The organism is Fibrobacter sp. UWB15 (assembly GCF_900177705.1).
Lineage (GTDB): Bacteria > Fibrobacterota > Fibrobacteria > Fibrobacterales > Fibrobacteraceae > Fibrobacter.
The window spans coordinates 19,864-36,673 of sequence record NZ_FXBA01000012.1 but is presented as its reverse complement, the minus strand read 5'-3'; the positions used below and the strand labels follow the sequence as shown (position 1 = coordinate 36,673).

Annotated in this window: 15 protein-coding genes; 11 read left to right on the top strand and 4 right to left on the bottom strand. The window is 50.9% G+C overall.

Features of this window, described 5'->3' with window-relative positions:
* Position 1 precedes the first annotated feature (1 nt).
* Both ung and B9Y58_RS13105 read right to left on the bottom strand, forming a co-directional pair.
* The gene (ung, locus tag B9Y58_RS13110) at positions 2–679 is read right to left on the bottom strand and encodes a uracil-DNA glycosylase (protein WP_073057840.1); all 678 of its coding nucleotides are present in this window, start codon (positions 677–679) and stop codon (positions 2–4) included.
* The gene (locus B9Y58_RS13105) at positions 669–1,985 is read right to left on the bottom strand and encodes a THUMP-like domain-containing protein (protein ID WP_073057842.1); all 1,317 of its coding nucleotides are present in this window, start codon (positions 1,983–1,985) and stop codon (positions 669–671) included. The genes ung and B9Y58_RS13105 overlap by 11 nt, the downstream gene beginning before the upstream one ends.
* Before the next feature lie 63 nt (positions 1,986–2,048).
* On the opposite strand from B9Y58_RS13105, the gene B9Y58_RS13100 reads away from it, so the two are divergent.
* The 10 genes from B9Y58_RS13100 to hisB all read left to right on the top strand — a co-directional run bounded on the left by B9Y58_RS13100 (position 2,049) and on the right by hisB (position 14,067).
* A complete protein-coding gene (locus B9Y58_RS13100) occupies positions 2,049–3,044 on the top strand; it encodes a metallophosphoesterase (protein ID WP_073057844.1) in 996 nt (331 codons plus the stop codon).
* 21 nt (positions 3,045–3,065) lie between these two features.
* The gene (locus tag B9Y58_RS13095; protein ID WP_144066157.1) at positions 3,066–5,174 is read left to right on the top strand and encodes a cytochrome c biogenesis protein; all 2,109 of its coding nucleotides are present in this window, start codon (positions 3,066–3,068) and stop codon (positions 5,172–5,174) included.
* Between the two features lie 74 nt (positions 5,175–5,248).
* Complete coding sequence (locus tag B9Y58_RS13090; protein WP_073057848.1) at positions 5,249–6,556, top strand: deoxyguanosinetriphosphate triphosphohydrolase; 1,308 nt, start codon at positions 5,249–5,251, stop codon at positions 6,554–6,556.
* A 6-nt stretch (positions 6,557–6,562) separates the two neighbouring features.
* A complete protein-coding gene (locus B9Y58_RS13085; RefSeq protein WP_073057850.1) occupies positions 6,563–7,219 on the top strand; it encodes an HAD family hydrolase in 657 nt (218 codons plus the stop codon).
* A 21-nt stretch (positions 7,220–7,240) separates the two neighbouring features.
* Entirely contained in the window at positions 7,241–8,356 is a 1,116-nt protein-coding gene (locus tag B9Y58_RS13080; RefSeq protein ID WP_073057852.1) for a hypothetical protein, read from the top strand.
* 130 nt (positions 8,357–8,486) lie between these two features.
* Positions 8,487–9,299, top strand: a complete 813-nt coding sequence (locus B9Y58_RS13075) for a PDZ domain-containing protein (RefSeq protein ID WP_073057854.1) — start codon at positions 8,487–8,489, stop codon at positions 9,297–9,299.
* A 113-nt stretch (positions 9,300–9,412) separates the two neighbouring features.
* Complete coding sequence (locus tag B9Y58_RS13070; RefSeq protein ID WP_233247983.1) at positions 9,413–11,839, top strand: putative LPS assembly protein LptD; 2,427 nt, start codon at positions 9,413–9,415, stop codon at positions 11,837–11,839.
* A gap of 51 nt (positions 11,840–11,890) precedes the next feature.
* Positions 11,891–12,463, top strand: a complete 573-nt coding sequence (locus B9Y58_RS13065) for a Maf family protein (RefSeq protein WP_233247982.1) — start codon at positions 11,891–11,893, stop codon at positions 12,461–12,463.
* Entirely contained in the window at positions 12,463–13,473 is a 1,011-nt protein-coding gene (locus tag B9Y58_RS13060) for a helix-turn-helix domain-containing protein (protein WP_073057856.1), read from the top strand. The genes B9Y58_RS13065 and B9Y58_RS13060 overlap by 1 nt, the downstream gene beginning before the upstream one ends.
* A gap of 9 nt (positions 13,474–13,482) precedes the next feature.
* The gene (gene hisB / locus B9Y58_RS13055; protein ID WP_073057858.1) at positions 13,483–14,067 is read left to right on the top strand and encodes an imidazoleglycerol-phosphate dehydratase HisB; all 585 of its coding nucleotides are present in this window, start codon (positions 13,483–13,485) and stop codon (positions 14,065–14,067) included.
* A 94-nt stretch (positions 14,068–14,161) separates the two neighbouring features.
* Here the strand turns inward: hisB and B9Y58_RS13050 are convergent, their stop codons facing one another.
* Together B9Y58_RS13050 and B9Y58_RS13045 are read right to left on the bottom strand one after the other, a co-directional pair.
* Complete coding sequence (locus tag B9Y58_RS13050; protein WP_073057860.1) at positions 14,162–15,766, bottom strand: FISUMP domain-containing protein; 1,605 nt, start codon at positions 15,764–15,766, stop codon at positions 14,162–14,164.
* 28 nt (positions 15,767–15,794) lie between these two features.
* Positions 15,795–16,388: a hypothetical protein gene (locus B9Y58_RS13045; protein ID WP_073057862.1), complete on the bottom strand. Its 594-nt coding sequence runs from the start codon at positions 16,386–16,388 to the stop codon at positions 15,795–15,797.
* A gap of 91 nt (positions 16,389–16,479) precedes the next feature.
* Between B9Y58_RS13045 and B9Y58_RS13040 the strand changes: the two genes are divergently transcribed.
* Positions 16,480–16,782, top strand: a complete 303-nt coding sequence (locus tag B9Y58_RS13040; RefSeq protein WP_072977299.1) for a type B 50S ribosomal protein L31 — start codon at positions 16,480–16,482, stop codon at positions 16,780–16,782.
* Positions 16,783–16,810: the final 28 nt, after the last annotated feature.

The window sequence follows — 16,810 nt, the reverse complement described above, 5'->3', positions numbered from 1 at the left end:
GCTACTTAATGCTCCAGTCGATGGGTTCAAGTCCTTTGCTTTTTAAATATTCGTTTGCCTTACTAAAATGTTTACATCCGAAGAACCCGCGGTAAGCCGAAAGAGGACTCGGGTGGGGGGCTGTCAAAATCAGATGACCACGGTTTTTAGCCACGAGTTCCTGTTTTTTGATTGCAAAACTGCCCCAAAGCAAAAATACCAGGTTTTCGCGGATTTCGGAGAGTCGCTTGATGATGGTGTCTGTAAACTGTTGCCACCCGATTCCGGCATGGCTTGCTGCCATGTGGGCGCGGACCGTGAGGGAGGCGTTCAGCAACAGGATTCCCTGGTGAGCCCAGCTTTCCAGGTTTCCGTGCGGCGGCGGGTTAATGCCTAGATCATCGTGGAGTTCCTGGAAAATGTTGATGAGCGAAGGCGGCGGGTCGATTCCTACAGGGACCGAGAAACACAGCCCGTGGGCTTGGCCCGGATTGTGGTAGGGGTCTTGACCGATAATGACGGCCTTGACTTTATCGACAGGGCAAAAGTCGAGGGCCGCAAAAATCTGAGATCCCGGCGGATAAACCACATGGTGTTCCGCCTTTTCTTGCAAAAGTTTTTCTTTAATTTGTTTAAAATATGGCTGCTCGAATTGGTCTGCGAGCAGGTTGAGCCAGGATTCTTCGAGTTTAACGGACATTTGTTACCTTCTTCGCAAGTATTGCGACTTTTTCGCCGTATGCGCGGGTATAGAATAATATGGCAGATTCTTTGCCCTTGGGTTTTAAGCGCTTGATTTCGGCATCAGGGTCGAGTTTTACGCCGCGGAGTTTGAGAGTGATTTTGCCGATGTCGTGCTCTTTAAGCATGGCGCGGACGGCACCCGTTGCAATTTCGACGTGGGCGAGGACTTCGTAGCAAGAAAATCCTGGTGCAGGAAGTGAATTTTCGCTAGTCACGTAGGCGATACCCTCTGAAATCAGGCGGGCGTTTGCATCGCAAGCGAGGGCTGCCGCATTGAAAAGGTGACTGCGTATAAGCACGGGCGAGGGTTCCGAAAGGTATTTGCCCAGTTCGCCCAGCGGAAGGTCGCTTTTGCTTGTGGCGGTGCGGTAGGTGCGATCTTTTCCTTCGAGGGAGTCGTTTTTGTCCAGTTTTTCTTGAAGGTCGTCGTCCAGCGTTTCGTCGGCGTGGTTGCGGGGGCGGCTCCATTCAGCGAGGACTTCGCCCGATTTGTCCACGATAACGGCCCGGACTGTGTCAGGATTCTTGGCGAGTTCGCCGAAAAGCACCAGGCATTCGCGGCAGTCGCTGTGACCGCCTATATATATAATCTCGGTGCCGTCGGGGATTTCTGCTGGCGGGTAGCCGGGCGGGAGCTTGGCCATGCCGCCCTTGTAATGCCTACTGATGTCTACGACTTCTTCGAGTGAGGGGGTCAGATTGCGCAGGTCCCGCTGGTTTTCGCCTTCCAAGGCGCGACGGGCCGGGTCAATCGTAAAAAAGTCCGCTTTGAGGCTGCCTGTGTAATCGTTTTCGCGGGCGACTTCGCGAACGTCGGCGCATCGCGTATCAGCATCTTTGCCGAAGGCTTGCAGGTTGTAGCGGTACATTGCCAGGCGGTTTTCGTCCAGGTCAACGCCAGTCACTTTAAGGCTGGCGGGTAAAAAGAAACTGTCGCCGCCCATGCCGCAACATAAATCATTAACGGATCCTTCGCTTGGCCAGAGGTTTGCCTTCCAGCGGCCGATATCTTGGGCTGTACTTTGCTCCAGGGCTAGCTTGTCGCAGAGCAGGAATTTTTCTTTTCGCTTCGATTCGACAAAAAACTTTTCACGGAACTTGGGAACTAGTGCCATGTAATCCATGATGGCGGCCCGTTCTTCATTGCTGTAGCCGTCTTTGTTCAGACGGGTCGATACCTGAAGAGCATCCATTTTGCGGACAATGGCTTCTTTGATAAAACCCAAGGCCTTGTCAGATGTGAGCAGTTCCCAAATGTTCATATTTATATCGAAAGGATTCTTTTAAGCAAAGATAATTTTATTTGCATTAGTTATATTAGAGCCATGACGAATTCCTTGGATTTTATCGGTGATGTTCATGGACATTGTGATGAACTGCGAGCCCTGTTAAAGAAGTTGGGTTACGTGGAATCGAATGGCGCCTACCGTTATCCCGGGAATGAACGTACGGTAGTGTTTCTGGGCGATTATGTGGATCGCGGCTCCAAGGTGCGTGAAACGCTGAACTTGGTGCGTGCAATGCGGGAGGCAGGAACTGCTGTTGCCCTCATGGGAAACCACGAATTCAATATGCTTTCGTTCTGGCAAAAGAATGGTGCTGGTGGCGGGCATTTTCTGCATCGTTTTAAAGACGGCTTTTTGCGAGAGCACAGCTTTAATAAGGTGGCAATCCATTCGCGGACTGTATCTTCTTTTGTGGGTCGTAAGCAAGAGTTTCTGGATGCTCTTGAATTTGCAAAAACATTGCCGTTCTATCTAGAGACAGATTCGTTCAGGGCCCAGCATGCCTGCTTTGACGGGGCTGCCGTCGAGGCTTTAAGGCGTGAAAATATTACCTGCTTTGCCGATGGCGATTTCGACAAATTGATTGCTCGCGCCAACGACGAGGATTTTGAATACGAAGACAGCCTTTTTGTGCCTGTGAGTACGCTTTTAAAGGGCCCCGAAATGCCCTTGCCCGTAGGCGAATACTTTACCGATGCCGAGGGGGTACGCCGTGTCAAGACACGTATCGCCTGGTGGGTGAATCCGGCAAAGGCAAGCTTCGGCGAGCTGAGTTTCCAGCCCGGAGTTTCGATGGATGTGCAGGCGGAAGTCTTGCCGCAAGTACGTCGGCGGAATTATTATGGCGAAAACGAACGCCCTGTGTTCTTTGGACATTATTGGTTAACGGGGCTTCCAAAGTTGATTCGCGATAACGTTTGCTGCTTGGATTTTAGCGTGGCTGGTTACCGCGGAAATGGGCGGCTTGTGGCTTACCGCTTTGATGGTGAGCAGAAACTGGATGAAAGCAAGTTTGTGTGGGTGGAGGCTGTCTAGACGAAACCCTTATTCAAAAAATTGGCATCGCTGAGGGTGACGGCTACTGTCCTTGTCGCCTTTTTGGTGCTCACATTTTGGGGAACCCTGGCGCAGGCAAATGCGGAATCGGTCGGGCTTTCAGCGTCGGTTGCTATTGAGCGTTTTTTTGGCAGTTTCTTTATATGGGTGCTAGGCGTTGTTCCGTTGCCCGCGTTCAAGAGTGTTGCGGTTGTTGCGTGCGTGAACCTTGTTGCGAGTATGTTTTTCCGGATGCCCCGCGGTTGGAAAAACGCGGGACTTTGGCTTATGCATGTTGCCTTGCTCGTGTTGCTCGCGGGTGGCGTTGCCGGGAATGAAATCAAGCGGGAGTACAATGGTTTCGAGGTAATTACCTTGAATTCTGTCGAACGTCCTGATTCCAGTGCGACTGCGCAGAAGGTGAAGTTCTATGCGGCAGGCGATAGCTTGGGTGCAGAGCCCGTGAATCTAGATGAATCCGTGTTACTCACGGGTTGGCCCTACTATGTGCATTTTCGGGGTGACTTGCCTATGTCGAAAGACAAGGTCATCTCGATGTACAAGGTTTATTACGACCCGTTCCATTTCGTGCCTTATGCGTTCATGGTGCTGTTCCTGTTGGGGGCGGTGTTCCATTACGTGGTGAAGGTGCGTGGTGCGCGGAAGGGGACTGTTCCGGTGTTGGCGCTTGCTGCAGGCCTTGTTGCGATGGCGCCCGCCAATTCGCAGGCGTCGGCGCAACCGACGACCATCTGGGAAGGCCTGAAGGCGGATTCCCCTGTGCTGGTAGATTCTGCTATTCGTCCGTTTGATTCCTTTGCCCGCGGATTCCTGGACAATCTGAGCGGTCGCGTGACAATCAAGTTCCGCGGGGAGGTCCCATACTGCGAAAGGCTGGAGGTGCCAAAGCTTTCTGCCGGGGATGTCGTGCGTCTAATCCAGAACCATCCCGAGGGAGCGAAAAATCTTGAGCTATTCAAGGTGCTGCGTAGCGATGCGGCGCAGGCTTTGGATTTGTCCGAAGACCGCCGTTACGTGAGCTATGCGGAACTTTTCCGTTCCCGTGATTTGCTTCAACTTTATGCGAGCCGAGATGATAATCACCCGGCAACTCTCGAAATGCGGCGACTCTATTCGAACGTCCTGGAATACGAGGCAGTCGCGGCACGGACGGCGTTCTCGCCGGTCGGTGATGCAGAGGCGGGTGTGGATCCTGCGCGGATTTCGATGGAGGTGCTCTACCACAAGCTTAATCTGGCGCTATGGGCGTTCGTGGCGGCTTTTATCGCTTGCCTGCTTGCATCGCTGAATTTGATTTTCAAGTCGCGGAAAATGGATGTGGCGGCGAATGTGGCCTGTATCGCGACGGCGGGAATACTTGCGGTTCTGTTTACCTTGCGCACATACGTCGCCGTCCGTGTTCCGCTTTCTAGTTTGTACGAAATCGTGTTGCTCGTGGCTATGCTGTTGATGGCGTTTGAGGCGGGCGCGTTTATATTCTGCAAGCGCCGTACGTTCTCGCTCATGGTTCCCGTGACATTCATGGCGTCCCTCATGTTGTTTTTCGCGAAGTTCGTGCTGGAGCCGGGCGATACGTTCAGACCTATCCCTGCTGTACTGAATTCCTCGGTTTTCCTCACGGTTCACGTGTTCACGATTGCGCTTGGTTTTGCTGGGATGATCCTTTCTGGAGTCGTGGCGCATGTGGCACTGTTTCGCGCCTCTTCAGAAAAGAACAGCGCGAGTTCCCCGCTCAATTCGCTCCTGTACGGAACGCTTATCTTTGGCGCAGTCTTTACCGTTATAGGTACGCTCCTGGGTGGTGTGTGGGCTGATTTTGCCTGGGGACGCTTCTGGGGTTTTGACCCTAAGGAATGTGGAGCTTTGTTTGTGATTCTTTGGGCGATGCTTGAGCTTCATTTGCGTGCGGGCAAATTGGTGTCTCCCCGTGGCTTTGCGCTGATGAATTGCTTTAACGTAATTGTGACTTTCCTTTGCTGGTTCGGCGTGAACTTGCTCGGCGTGGGCTTGCACAGTTACGGATTCCAGAGTGGCTCCTTGACATGGCTTGCGCTGTTTGTTGGGATTGATTCGATGGTGATTGCGTATCTCGGCTTGCGAAAATCCTAGTCGCTCATCATTCTGCCAACTGCCCACTGCTAACTGCTTACGGCTCACAGCCAACTTTTTCTATCTTTCTTTCCATGCTTCAATGGGATACTCTGCTTTCTGCGACGCGTTACGGGCACCCTGCCGATTTGGACCCGAACCGTTCTGACTTTCACCGCGATTACGACCGCATTGTTTTTTCGACAGCGTTCAGGCGCCTTGGTCGCAAGACTCAGGTGCACCCGTTCTCGGTGAATGATCATGTGCATAGCCGCCTCACGCATAGCATCGAAGTGTCGAGTGTGGGCAGAAGCCTTGCCATTACGGTGTATCACCTGATTAAAAAGTATTTGCCCAAATACATTAACGAATACCATTTTGGAACGATTGTGCAGTCCGCGTGCTTGGCCCACGATATCGGCAATCCGCCTTTTGGCCACGCCGGTGAAGCGGCCATTCGTGAATGGTTCCGCAAAAACCGCAATTCTGCCCCAATGCGCGACCTGAATGATACCGAAATGGCTGATTTCGAAAACTTTGATGGCAATGCTCAAGGCCACCGTATTTTGAGCAAGCTGGAATACCATTTTTTGGACGGTGGTATGCGTTTGACTTATGCAACACTCGGTGCCATGATCAAGTATCCGCAGCTTGCCAAGTTCGGTTCGCCTACAAGCTTGTTTGCGACCGAAGCGGACCTTTACCGCGTTACGGCGTACACGCTTGGCATTCCCGAAGTAGAAACGGGCAAGTGGGTGCGCCATCCGCTGGTATACCTGATGGAAGCCGCCGACGATATTTGCTACAGCATTTTGGATGTAGAAGATGCCATTGAACTGGGTATTTTGAGCTACGGCGATGTGCGTGGCATGTTCAGCTACTTGTGCGGCCCCGATGTAGACATTGACCGCGAGTTCCAGGAGAATGGTCAGAATTTCCGCGACTTCTTGAGCAGTGTGCGTGGTCGCGCTATCCAGAACTTGATTGACGACGTGGCAGTAACATTTGTGAACCATTACGAAGAAATCATGGCGGGGGAGCGAGTGAAGCATTTGACGAATCTTTCCCGTTCCGATGTCATGGAAGGAATTCGCATTGCAAAGCGCTTGGGCGTGGAACGCATTTACCCGGACCGCCGCAAGACTGAACTCGAAGTCGGTAGTTACACCACGCTTGCCACCGTGCTCGATGCCTTTATCAACGGCGTTTACGATTTCCGCTTGAATGGCAACAATTCTTACCGCGCCGACCGCATTGTACGACTCATCGGTCAAGCGAAAATTGGCCAGAGTGTGACCGTTGCCGAAGCGTACCACCAGGTGCTCGACTTCGTGAGCGGCATGACAGATAACTACGCAACGTATCTGGCGCGTCAGATCGGCGGCCTTGCCATGGGTTACTAGTTCCCTATGGTTTGGCTGTTCGACTACGACTTGACCTTATACGGCGCCGAAGAACGGTGCGTGCTGAATTCCCTGGACCACCGCATTTCACTGTTTGTGCAGAAAACGGTCGGCTGCGATTTTGAAACGGCCCATAAGGTGCGTACCGATTACCTGGAACGGTTCGGAACGACGCTTGCTGGGCTGATGGCGATGCACGGTACCGATCCCGACGAATTTTTCGACTTCATCCATGAGCCGGAATACTTGATTTACCCCAAAAAGGCTCCTGAAAAACTGGCCCTGCTGAAAAGCCTGGAGGGTCCGCATTTCGTATTTACCAATGGCCGCCACGACTGGAGCGAGGCGGGTATGGCGCACATGGGAATTGATTCGGTTATTGATGGCGTGTTCGACTTGAAATTGCTCGGCTGGGAAGGAAAACCCCACGAAAGTGCTTACGACAAAATGGAAAAGTGGCTTGCGCAAAAGCTCCCTACCATGGGGTTAGAAATGCCCGAGAACAAACGCGACATTGTGTTGCTGGATGATGGTCTTCGCAACCTGGAACCTGCGCACCGCCGCGGCTGGACTACGGTTTTCGTGAATCCGACCACCGATAGCGCTCCCTATGTGGATTACCATATTCCGCATCTAATGAATTTGGCGGATTTAAAACTTTAATTTTTTGTATTTTATATGCGTATGAAAAAGATTTCTCTGTTTGCCTTGATTTGCCTTTTGGCGGTATCCTTTGCGCTGGCTATGCCTGAACCGGCAAAGCGTAACGGTTTTACCAATATGAACGTTACGACGGAGTATTCTGAACTTTTGAAAGAAAAGAATGCCCGCAACGATTCTTTGTTGCCGGCCCTCGATGGCGACAAGGCCTTTGCCGAAGTGTTGCGCTTGAATCCGAATTTCTGGAGTTTGGGTGGAGCCTTGGACAAAGAAGAATCGGTGGTGACCAAGCTCAATGCGAAAGTGATATTTATTGACGGTATTCGCGAAGATCCCTTCTGCGAAATCGACAAAAACACGGGCAGCACCGCGGGCGAATGGAATGTGCGGATTGGCGTGGACTTCGTGTCTGGCGGTTCCAATACGGTGCACATTCACGTGCAACAGTGCCTGGACTACGTGCGCGATCAGTTGGGTTACGCCATCAAGAAGGGCGACAAGGTGGTCTTTGTTCCGCCCAAGAAGGTGCTCGACAAAATCAAGGAAAGCGAAATTCCCGATGCCATTGATATTGACATGCAGCAGACGCTCTTGAAGGCGCACGAAGACGTGAACCTGACGGGTAAATGCCCCAACAATATTGAAGCGTACATCATTTTGATGGATGTCTACAAGCAGGTCAAGAATCAGAAAATGGACTTTGTGGTCATTAACGACCAGCTGAACAAAAAGCGCAACGGTGCTGGCCGCGTACAGAGCTGCGCCTTTAGCCGCGAATGGAACAAACGTTACCACGAAAGTGCAAGCTTTGAATGCGATATCGATAACGACCGTTGCACCTACCGCCAAGAAAACGACGGCAATTCCGAATGGTCCATCAACTACGACCAGGACCGCTTCGAATATATCAATAAAAAGTTCCTGTTCTTCAACAGGAATCCGAAAAGCATTCACAAGGGCGGCACCATGCTCGACCTTCGCTTGCTGCGCCTTTCGACGAATTTGTGGCTGGAAGCCTACCTGAACATGAAGGGTGACCCGGTGACGCTAGGCCTGATTATTGTGCCTGGCAACGGCAAATCGATCGAAGATTACGACGATGGCGCCGCAGACGAAGAAGACGGCACCATGTTCGAATAGGGGCTTTTTCTGCGTTTTTTTCGACATTTGGCTCCAATGAGGCTGATTTTTGAATAATCTAGTCAATTGGAGTTGCCGAAACGATTAATAATTATATATTTAGAACGTATAGAATTTATAAGGAGTTCCTATGAACAAGTTTATCAAGGCTTCTCTTGTTGCTGCTATGCTTGCAGCCCCGATTATGGCCGACGAAGAATTCGGCGGTATCGGTGTGACGATTTACCAGATTCGTGATGGCGTGAAGGTGGCCGAAGTGATTCCGGGTACCCCCGCTGCCGAAACCAAGCTCCAGGCGGGCGACGTGATTACCGCTGTTGACGGTGTGAGCCTCAAGGGTAACGATATTGAACAGTCCAAGTCGATGCTCCGCGGTACGGTGAACAAGCCGCTGGAAATCACTTACGTGAGCGAAGGCGAAACTTATACCGCAACCATCCGTCGTGCCCAGATTACCGTGAAGGATCTGGAAAGCGCCAAGGTGGAATCCTGGTACAACAAGGCTGAATTCAACGCTCAGGAACTTGAAACCTACGCAAGCGCAACTGAAAGCAACAACAAGCAGCTGGTTGCCGTGCTCCAACAAGGCTCGCTGGTTGCTTCTGACGCCAAGGTGCGCGCAACGAACTTGAACGGCATCTATGTTGAACGTGCCGACGAATTCGCTCCCAAGACTCCCAAGCAGCAGTTGAACAAGGCTTCGTCTTCTTCGTTGAAGGGCTTTACTCGTAAGGCCATTAGCTTTGACCTCAAGTCCGCCGGTACTGCAATCGTTACGATCTTGAATTCCGATGGTGCCGAAGTAGCAACGCTCCGTGCCGAAAATGCTCAGCCGGGCTTCAACACGCTCCGTTGGAATGGCGAAAACATTCCGAGTGGCCGTTACCTTGTTCGTATTGACCACAACGGTTCTGTGTCCGGCAAGAACGCCGTGCTGAAGTAATCGCGATTCTTTCGACGAAACTCTTTGAAAATCCTCCGTCTTCTAACGGGGGATTTTTCTAAATTATCGCCAACGTGATTTTATCTAGAACCCATCGTATTCTGTGGGCTTTTTTGGCATTATGGATTTTTGCCATCGCCACTCCGGCCGCCTTCGGCCAGGAGATGACTCGCTTTGAACTCGAAGAGCGTGTTCAGGAAGAAGAGGATACGACAGAGGTCGACTGGATGAACGACACGACCGGTGTCGATACCATTGAATACCGCGCGGTGGACTTGGTTTACGATGTCGATAAATCGACCTTTAACCTGAATAACAGTGCCCAGCTCAAGTATCGTTCGGCTACTCTGGATGCCGACACGATTCTGTTTGACCAGGAAAACAGCATCTTGGCGGCAACGGGTGACCCGGTACTCCGCGAAACCAAGAACCCCTCGCTTTCGGGAATGCGGCTCAAGTACAATATGAAAAACCGCATCGGTGAAATTTATTACGCTACGACTTATCAAGATAACCAGCAACTGAACGGCATGGAGGTGCGCAGGCTTCCTGATCAACGAATTCAGATTGCTCGTGGCGATTTCAGTACCTGTAACGATTCTACGCACCAGCATTTTTATTTCTACGGACGTCGCATGGTGGTGAAGCCCAAGGAAACCATTACGGCGCGCCCTGTGGTGCTGAATATTGCCGATGTGCCTGTGGCGGTGCTGCCTATGATTGTTGCCCCCTTGAAGAGTGGACGTAAGTCGGGTCTTTTGACTCCGAAGTTCGGCGGCGACCAGAAGCAGGGTTACTACATGAGTAACCTCGGCTTCTATTACGCGGCAAACGATTACTGGGATGCAACGGTCAAGGGCGACATTATCGAAGGTGACGAGGCTCGGTTCGAACGTTCCACCTTGACAGGCGAAGTGCGATACAAGAAACGTTACGTGCTCGATGGAAACTTGTCGTATACGGCATACCTCGAAGAATTCGATATGGCGAACAGCGGCTACGATATTCGCTTTACGCACAACCAGAACTTGACTCCCGACGGCAAGCAAACTTTGAGCGGTTCAGGCTCGTTCGTCAGTAGCCAGAGCATTCGTAAGGATAAAGCTCTCGATGCAGAAACGATCTTGAACCAGCAGGCGAATGCGCAGTTGACTTACTCGGGCCGATTCGGGACGAACAAGAGCCTTACGGTGAAGGCCCGCCAGAACCACAACTTGGTGACGGACATGATGGAACGCGAAATTCCGGACGTGCAGTACCGTATGAGCGGCCAGCTGTTTACCTTCGAACTAGATGAAGATGAAGAAGCTTTCGAAGACGGTTCCTTCATTAGTTACCTGGAAAAGTTCAACTACAACTTTAACAACCGCTTCAACTATTACACCAAGCGTGCCCGCGACACGGTGAATGCGGTAGATACGACCGCGGAATACGTGGGTTACACGGGTACCTACTCCTTGGATTATTCCACCTCGATTTTCGATGTCATCAACTTGACGCCGCGAGCAAGCTTTACGGGCTACTGGACGGGAACCGGCTGGATCAATCCCGAAGATTCCCTCAAGTACCGCAAGCGTTACATGAGCCTTGACCCTGAACATGACGAATATGGTCAAGTCGCATACAACCACAACTATAGCATTACCGCAGATACAAAACTCTATGGTATCTGGGTTCCTGAAATTGGTCGCTTCACAGGTGCACGACACGTGCTTTCTCCGAGCGTCTCTTACACCTACGCTCCTGAAATCGATACGGTGAAAAAGTTCGCGCCGCATCCACTGCTGGGACAGACGCCATATCAGATCAAGCAGAAAACGGTGGGTTTCGGACTCAACAATGACTTTGATATCAAGTACCTGAAGGTGGTTGGCCATGCTGCCGATACGACCAAGGGCGAAGAGGGCCGCGCGGTAGAAGACCAGTACGGCACCAGGCGTCTTTTGACGACTCGCCATAATGTGTCCTATAACTTTGCCGCCGATTCCCTGCAGTTCTCGGACATTACGTCCTCGTTCGGTTTCCAGATTCTGCCCGATTATCTTTTTACCATCAATACGCGTCACAGTGTTTACCATAAGTTCACCGAGAATCCAAACAAGGTGCAGGTTCCTGAACTCACGTACTGGGGCTACGATTTTTCGAAACGCTTTAATTGGAGTGGCGATTTTAATGGAGGTTTGCCTTCGCAGATGGGCAAGTACGAAATGCTCCGGTGGACGTTCGGCTTTGACTACAGTTACAGCTTTAGCAGCACTCGCGTGGCTCGTGACTTGTTCCAGGACCGCGTGACTCATTCTACGGGAATCAGTGCGAGTTTGCAACCCACCAAGAACTGGGAAATGACTTACAGCACTCGTTACAACTATAACGAAGGACGTTTCGTGACGCACAGCTTTACTTTTAACCGTGTACTGCATTGCTGGCAACTTGACTTTAGTTGGACGCCCACAGGGCCCGCCGCCGGTTGGAGTTTCTCGATTTACGTGAGGGATTTGCCCGATATCAAGCTGAATGCGGGCAGTACGGAGACGAATTAGCGATGAGGGCGCACCTGCGGTGCTTTGAGCAGTGTAAAAAAGGATGCTATCATGGGAAAAACGAAAGTGATTTTGGCGAGTGGGTCGCCGAGGCGCAGAGAAATTCTGCAGCTGATTGGCGTTGATTTTGAAGTGGTGGTTTCGAACGAAGAAGAAAAGCCGACGGCCAAGGATCCGCTGGAATTCCCGAAAGAAAATGCTTCTATCAAGGCGCTTGCCGTTTCGCGCAAGATGCCTTCCGAAATTGTGCTGGGCTTTGACACTTTGGTTTTCTTGGACGGCAAGCCTCTGGGCAAGCCCCGTACCGAGGCAGAAGCTTTGGAAATGCTTACAAAGCTTAACGGAAGATCGCACAAAGTAATAACCGGCGTGGCCATTGCCCATGGCGGACAAATTATCAAAGCGGAATGTGAAGAAACTGAGGTCGTTTTTAGAAACTGCTCCAAACAAGAGCTTGAAAATTATGTAAATTCTAAGGACCCGATGGATAAGGCTGGCGCTTACGGAATTCAGACCGGTGGTGCAAGGCTTATCAAGGAAATTCGGGGGTGCTATTACAACGTGGTGGGTTTGCCGGTGGCACGGATGCTCGGGATGTTGGAAGATTTGAAGGTAGAGGTATAATGTCTATTCAGCCAGAAGAAATGCTGCCCGAAGAGAAGTTGGGTGACTTTATTGCAAGAGTCCGCGCCGCTCGCGGAATGACTATTGAACAACTTTCTGATGAAATCAAGCTTGGTGTTTCCTATGTGAAGGCTATTGAAGCCAGTGATTGGAGAGCTTTCCCGGTTGCCGCTTATGTGCGCGGTTACCTGCGTTCTATTGGCCATAAGCTCAATATGGACGTGGAACAGATGCTTAGGGCCTATAGCGCCGAATGTGGCGGCCCCTCTAGGCCTGTTTTCGAAACAAGGGCTTCTGAGAAAATCAAACTTTCTCCCTTGAAAGAAGATGAAATCAAGAAGAAAAGCTACGCCGTTCCGGTCGTTATTGTTTTTCTCGTACTGGCATTCCTAGTCGCTTCTCATTTCCTGGATTTGGAATCCATCGCTATGAAGCAGGCTCAGGATTCCCAGCCGGCTGAAAAGACTCCGGTGGCTCAGGAAGAATCTGTTGGTACTCAGGAAATTCCCGATGGCGCTGAAGCGGTTCCGGTAGATTCCATGGCTGTGGATTCTACGGCTGCAAAGGATTCCTCGGCGAAGGATTCTTCTGCGAAGAAGGCTGACGCTACGGTTAGCCAGGCTGTTGTCGACGAAGCGGTAAAGAAATCCGATTTGCCCGCTTCTGCAACGATTTTCATTTCGTCTGAATCCAAGAAGGAAGAAAAGGTTGCAGAAAAAGAAGCTCCGAAAACCAACAAGACGAATTTTGTGTTGATCGGTTCCGGCGAATCTCTTTCTTGGGTCGGTCTCAAGCGTCGTGAAGATGCAAACGAATTCCTGAAGGAAGCGAATATTTCTAGAGCCGGAGTCCGCATGGTTTATAATACGAACGACACCCTTTGCGTGACCATTGGCGATCCGACGGCAATTGCCAAGATGCTTTTGAACGGCGTGGAAACTCCGCTGCCCGAAATGAAGTTTGGCCGCGTGACGCGCTTCCGCGTGTACGGTGGCAGAATCGTAAAGTAAGGGCTCCATATGCGTAGCACAAATCTCACTCGCAAGACTGGCGAAACCGATATCGCTCTTTCTCTTAACCTGGATGACTCCACTCCGGGCAAGATTGATTCTGGTAACGGCTTTCTGGATCATATGCTTAATTTGTTCCAAATTCATGGCGGAATCCACCTGGATTTGACTTGCAAGGGTGATATCCATGTGGATATGCACCATAGTATGGAAGACATTGCCATTGTGCTTGGCCAGGCTTTTGTAGAATGCCTCGGCGACAAGAAAGGTATCGAACGCTACGGATTCTACTTTGTGCCGATGGACGAGGCTTTGAGCCGTGTTTGCATCGACTTTAGCAACCGCATTGGTTTTGTGTGGAACGTGAAGCTGCCGGCTGCTATGGCAGGCGGAATCGAAGCTTCGATGTTCGAACACTTCTTCAAGAGCCTTTGTGAAAACGCCCGCATGAACTTGCACGTGGAACTGTTCTACGGCAATGACAATCACCATTGCCTGGAATCGATTTTCAAGGCTTTCGCTCGCGCCGTGGCGATGGCGATTGCCCCGAGCCGCACGGTGAAGGGCATTCCGAGCAGCAAGGGCGTGCTTTAGTTCCGTTTTTGCATATTGGCTTTTGCGTCGAATTCAACTAAAAAACGCTCCTGAAATCAGGAGCGTTTCTCATATTTTGAACTTGTCCGGCTTACTAATTTTTGATGCAGCGCACATGGGCGTCAAAATCTTTTACGGAACGGCCTATAGCTTCGAACGTAACGCCTGTTTCCTCAGATATAGGAGTTGCCCAAAATTGGTAGGAGTGGTATCCGCTGATGCTGCCAGAGTATTGGATGCTAGATGCAAATACTGCGCCTATGCCGAATTCTCCGGTTGAATAGTATTTTGCCTTGTAATAGGGGAAGATGCTGAAACCGTAAGTGTCGTACCCCCAGAAACTGACGGAGTCTTGGGCTCCGTTGATACGTCTGAACGATTTCCTAGCAACCAAATTATGGGGGAATTCGTTCCCGCGGGCGCTTTTTGCAAATGCGATCAAGGTATTCCATTCCGTGGAGTCAGGAATATGCCAACCATTGGGACAAACGCCCTGTGCGGGCAAATTGACGCCGTAATAGTGTACCGTGACTGTCGGCTTGCTTATTTCGAGTAATTGCGTGAAATAGTATTGCCTTCCGTACAGGTCGCAGTTTTCTTCTAAGTCGTCTTGGCAGTATCCGCCGAAATTTCCGTCGTAGTTCAGGTTTTCTGCCATCCAGGTCTGTTCGCCGATTTTAACGGTTCTGTAGAAATGATTGTCTCGTTCGTCGATTAACAGACCGTAATCAATCCGCTCTTTCATATCGTCCCAGAGGGGCTTGTGATAGATGTTGCTGCTGTCGAGAACTTCGCCTTCGCCCTTAATGCAGCGGACTGAGTATCCGTTTCGCTTGTCCTTGGTGGGTGAACGGTACATGACTCGTGTGATAATTGCAAAGACATCGGCCGTTTCGTAGGAAATGTCGCTAGCGGCCCAGAAACCTGTGATGTTCAGACTGTCGGTAAAAGTGGGGGTGCGGTGCTCTAAATATCCTGAACCGACGGCGAAAAATCCTACCTCGTTTGTGCCTACGGTACCGTTTTCCCAACTATAGGGGGCGCGCAGTTTTTCGTAGGCATTCGTGTTGCCACTTAATTTTTGCAGGACCTCGAAATCTTTTGTGGTGGGCAGGTGCCAACCTTCGGGACAAATCCCTTGAACAGGGGCGTCTGGCCGCTTGCGCCAAAGGCGTTCAGTGTTGTATTTCTCGTCTACGTTCATGGCGCCACTCCAAGTATAGAGGGCTCCGTAATCGGCACATCTGTCGTCATGGTTGTTGTAGCACCAGTCGTTGATATGGTTCAACGAATCGAATCCCTTGCGGTAGCGCAAATTTTCGGCCATCCAGACTTGCTCGCCAATGGTGATGTACTTGTAAGACTGAGAATCTCTTGCATCAACAAAGCTTGGCAGTGAATCGAAATTGATAACGACGCGTTCGCTGCTAGAAGATTCCGGTGCCTCGGCTGCAGAGGACTCCGGTGCTTCGGATGAAGATTCCGGTTCTTTCGACGAAGATTCAGGGAGAGCGTCAGAAGATGACTCGATTGTCGAAGCCTCCCTGGAGGATGACGATTCTATAGCTGTTTCGGAAGATGACGAAATCTCCTGGTCGTTGGGTGAGTCTTGCCCGAGGTCTACTTTTTGTACCATGGTGTCTTCATTGGAACAAGCGAATAGGGCCAACAGTAGGGACAATAAATAGATCTTTTTCATGTTCTCTCCTTTAAAATGTCAATACCCCCTAGAGCTTAGGAACGCGGACTTTGTCGCCTGCGTTCAAGTGCTCTAGCATGACTCCGGCGTTTACGGATTGCAGGGCCGAAAGCACGTAAAAGCGGGGGAGTCCTTGGACTCCGGCGCCGTAGGTACGCTTTAACAGCTTGAACAGGTCGTCGCCGTCGTTTGCGGTGACGGTCTTGTACAGGCTTGCGTTAGAGGGGTCGGACTGCAACTTGGAAAGCGCTGTCGCGAACCGGTCTGCAAAAAGTTCGGCGGAATTGTCGGCCTTGGGGGTGTTTGCCTGTTTTGCCCCCGCGGACTTGCCTGCGTGGTTCGCCTTCGGGGTAGCGTCTTTTTTGCCCGTGACAGAGCCCGGCAGCTTGAAAACGGGGGCTTCAAACACGTTCATGTTGATTTTGGCTTCGGTGTCTGCGCCCTTTTTAATGGGTTCTAGGGCCAAAATCGAGTCGAGGGAGGCAATGTAGGAACTGTCTGGCCATTCCGTGAGCGGCATTTTCTGGTCGGTTACGATGATTTTTGCCATGGGAGCGTCGTTCCCGCAGGCCATGAAAAGCGAAGGGATAATTGTAAAAAATGCCACAGAAATTCTATTCATGTTCCCAAAAATACTATTTCCCTTGCCAAAATGGCGAAATTCTTCTAAATTTAGGCTCTCAAAATCTAACTACTTCATAGGAAGTTTAAAAATGAAAGAAGGTATCCACCCTAACTATCAACCGGTCGTGTTCGTCGATGCGAATACGGGTAAAGAATACATCACCCGCTCCACGAAGTCTTCCGCCGAAAAGAAGACTATCGATGGTGTTGAATATAGCGTAATTTCCTTGGAAATTACGGCTGATACCCATCCGTTCTGGACGGGCAAGCAGCATCGCGTGGATACGGCTGGCCGTATCGACCGCTTCAACAAGCGTTTTGCTGGCAACATCACTGGTGCAAAGCGTAAGACCCGCAAGGCTGCTCCTGCCAAGGCTGAAGACGCTGAATAATTACAGATAAATGAATGGCTCCCTTCGG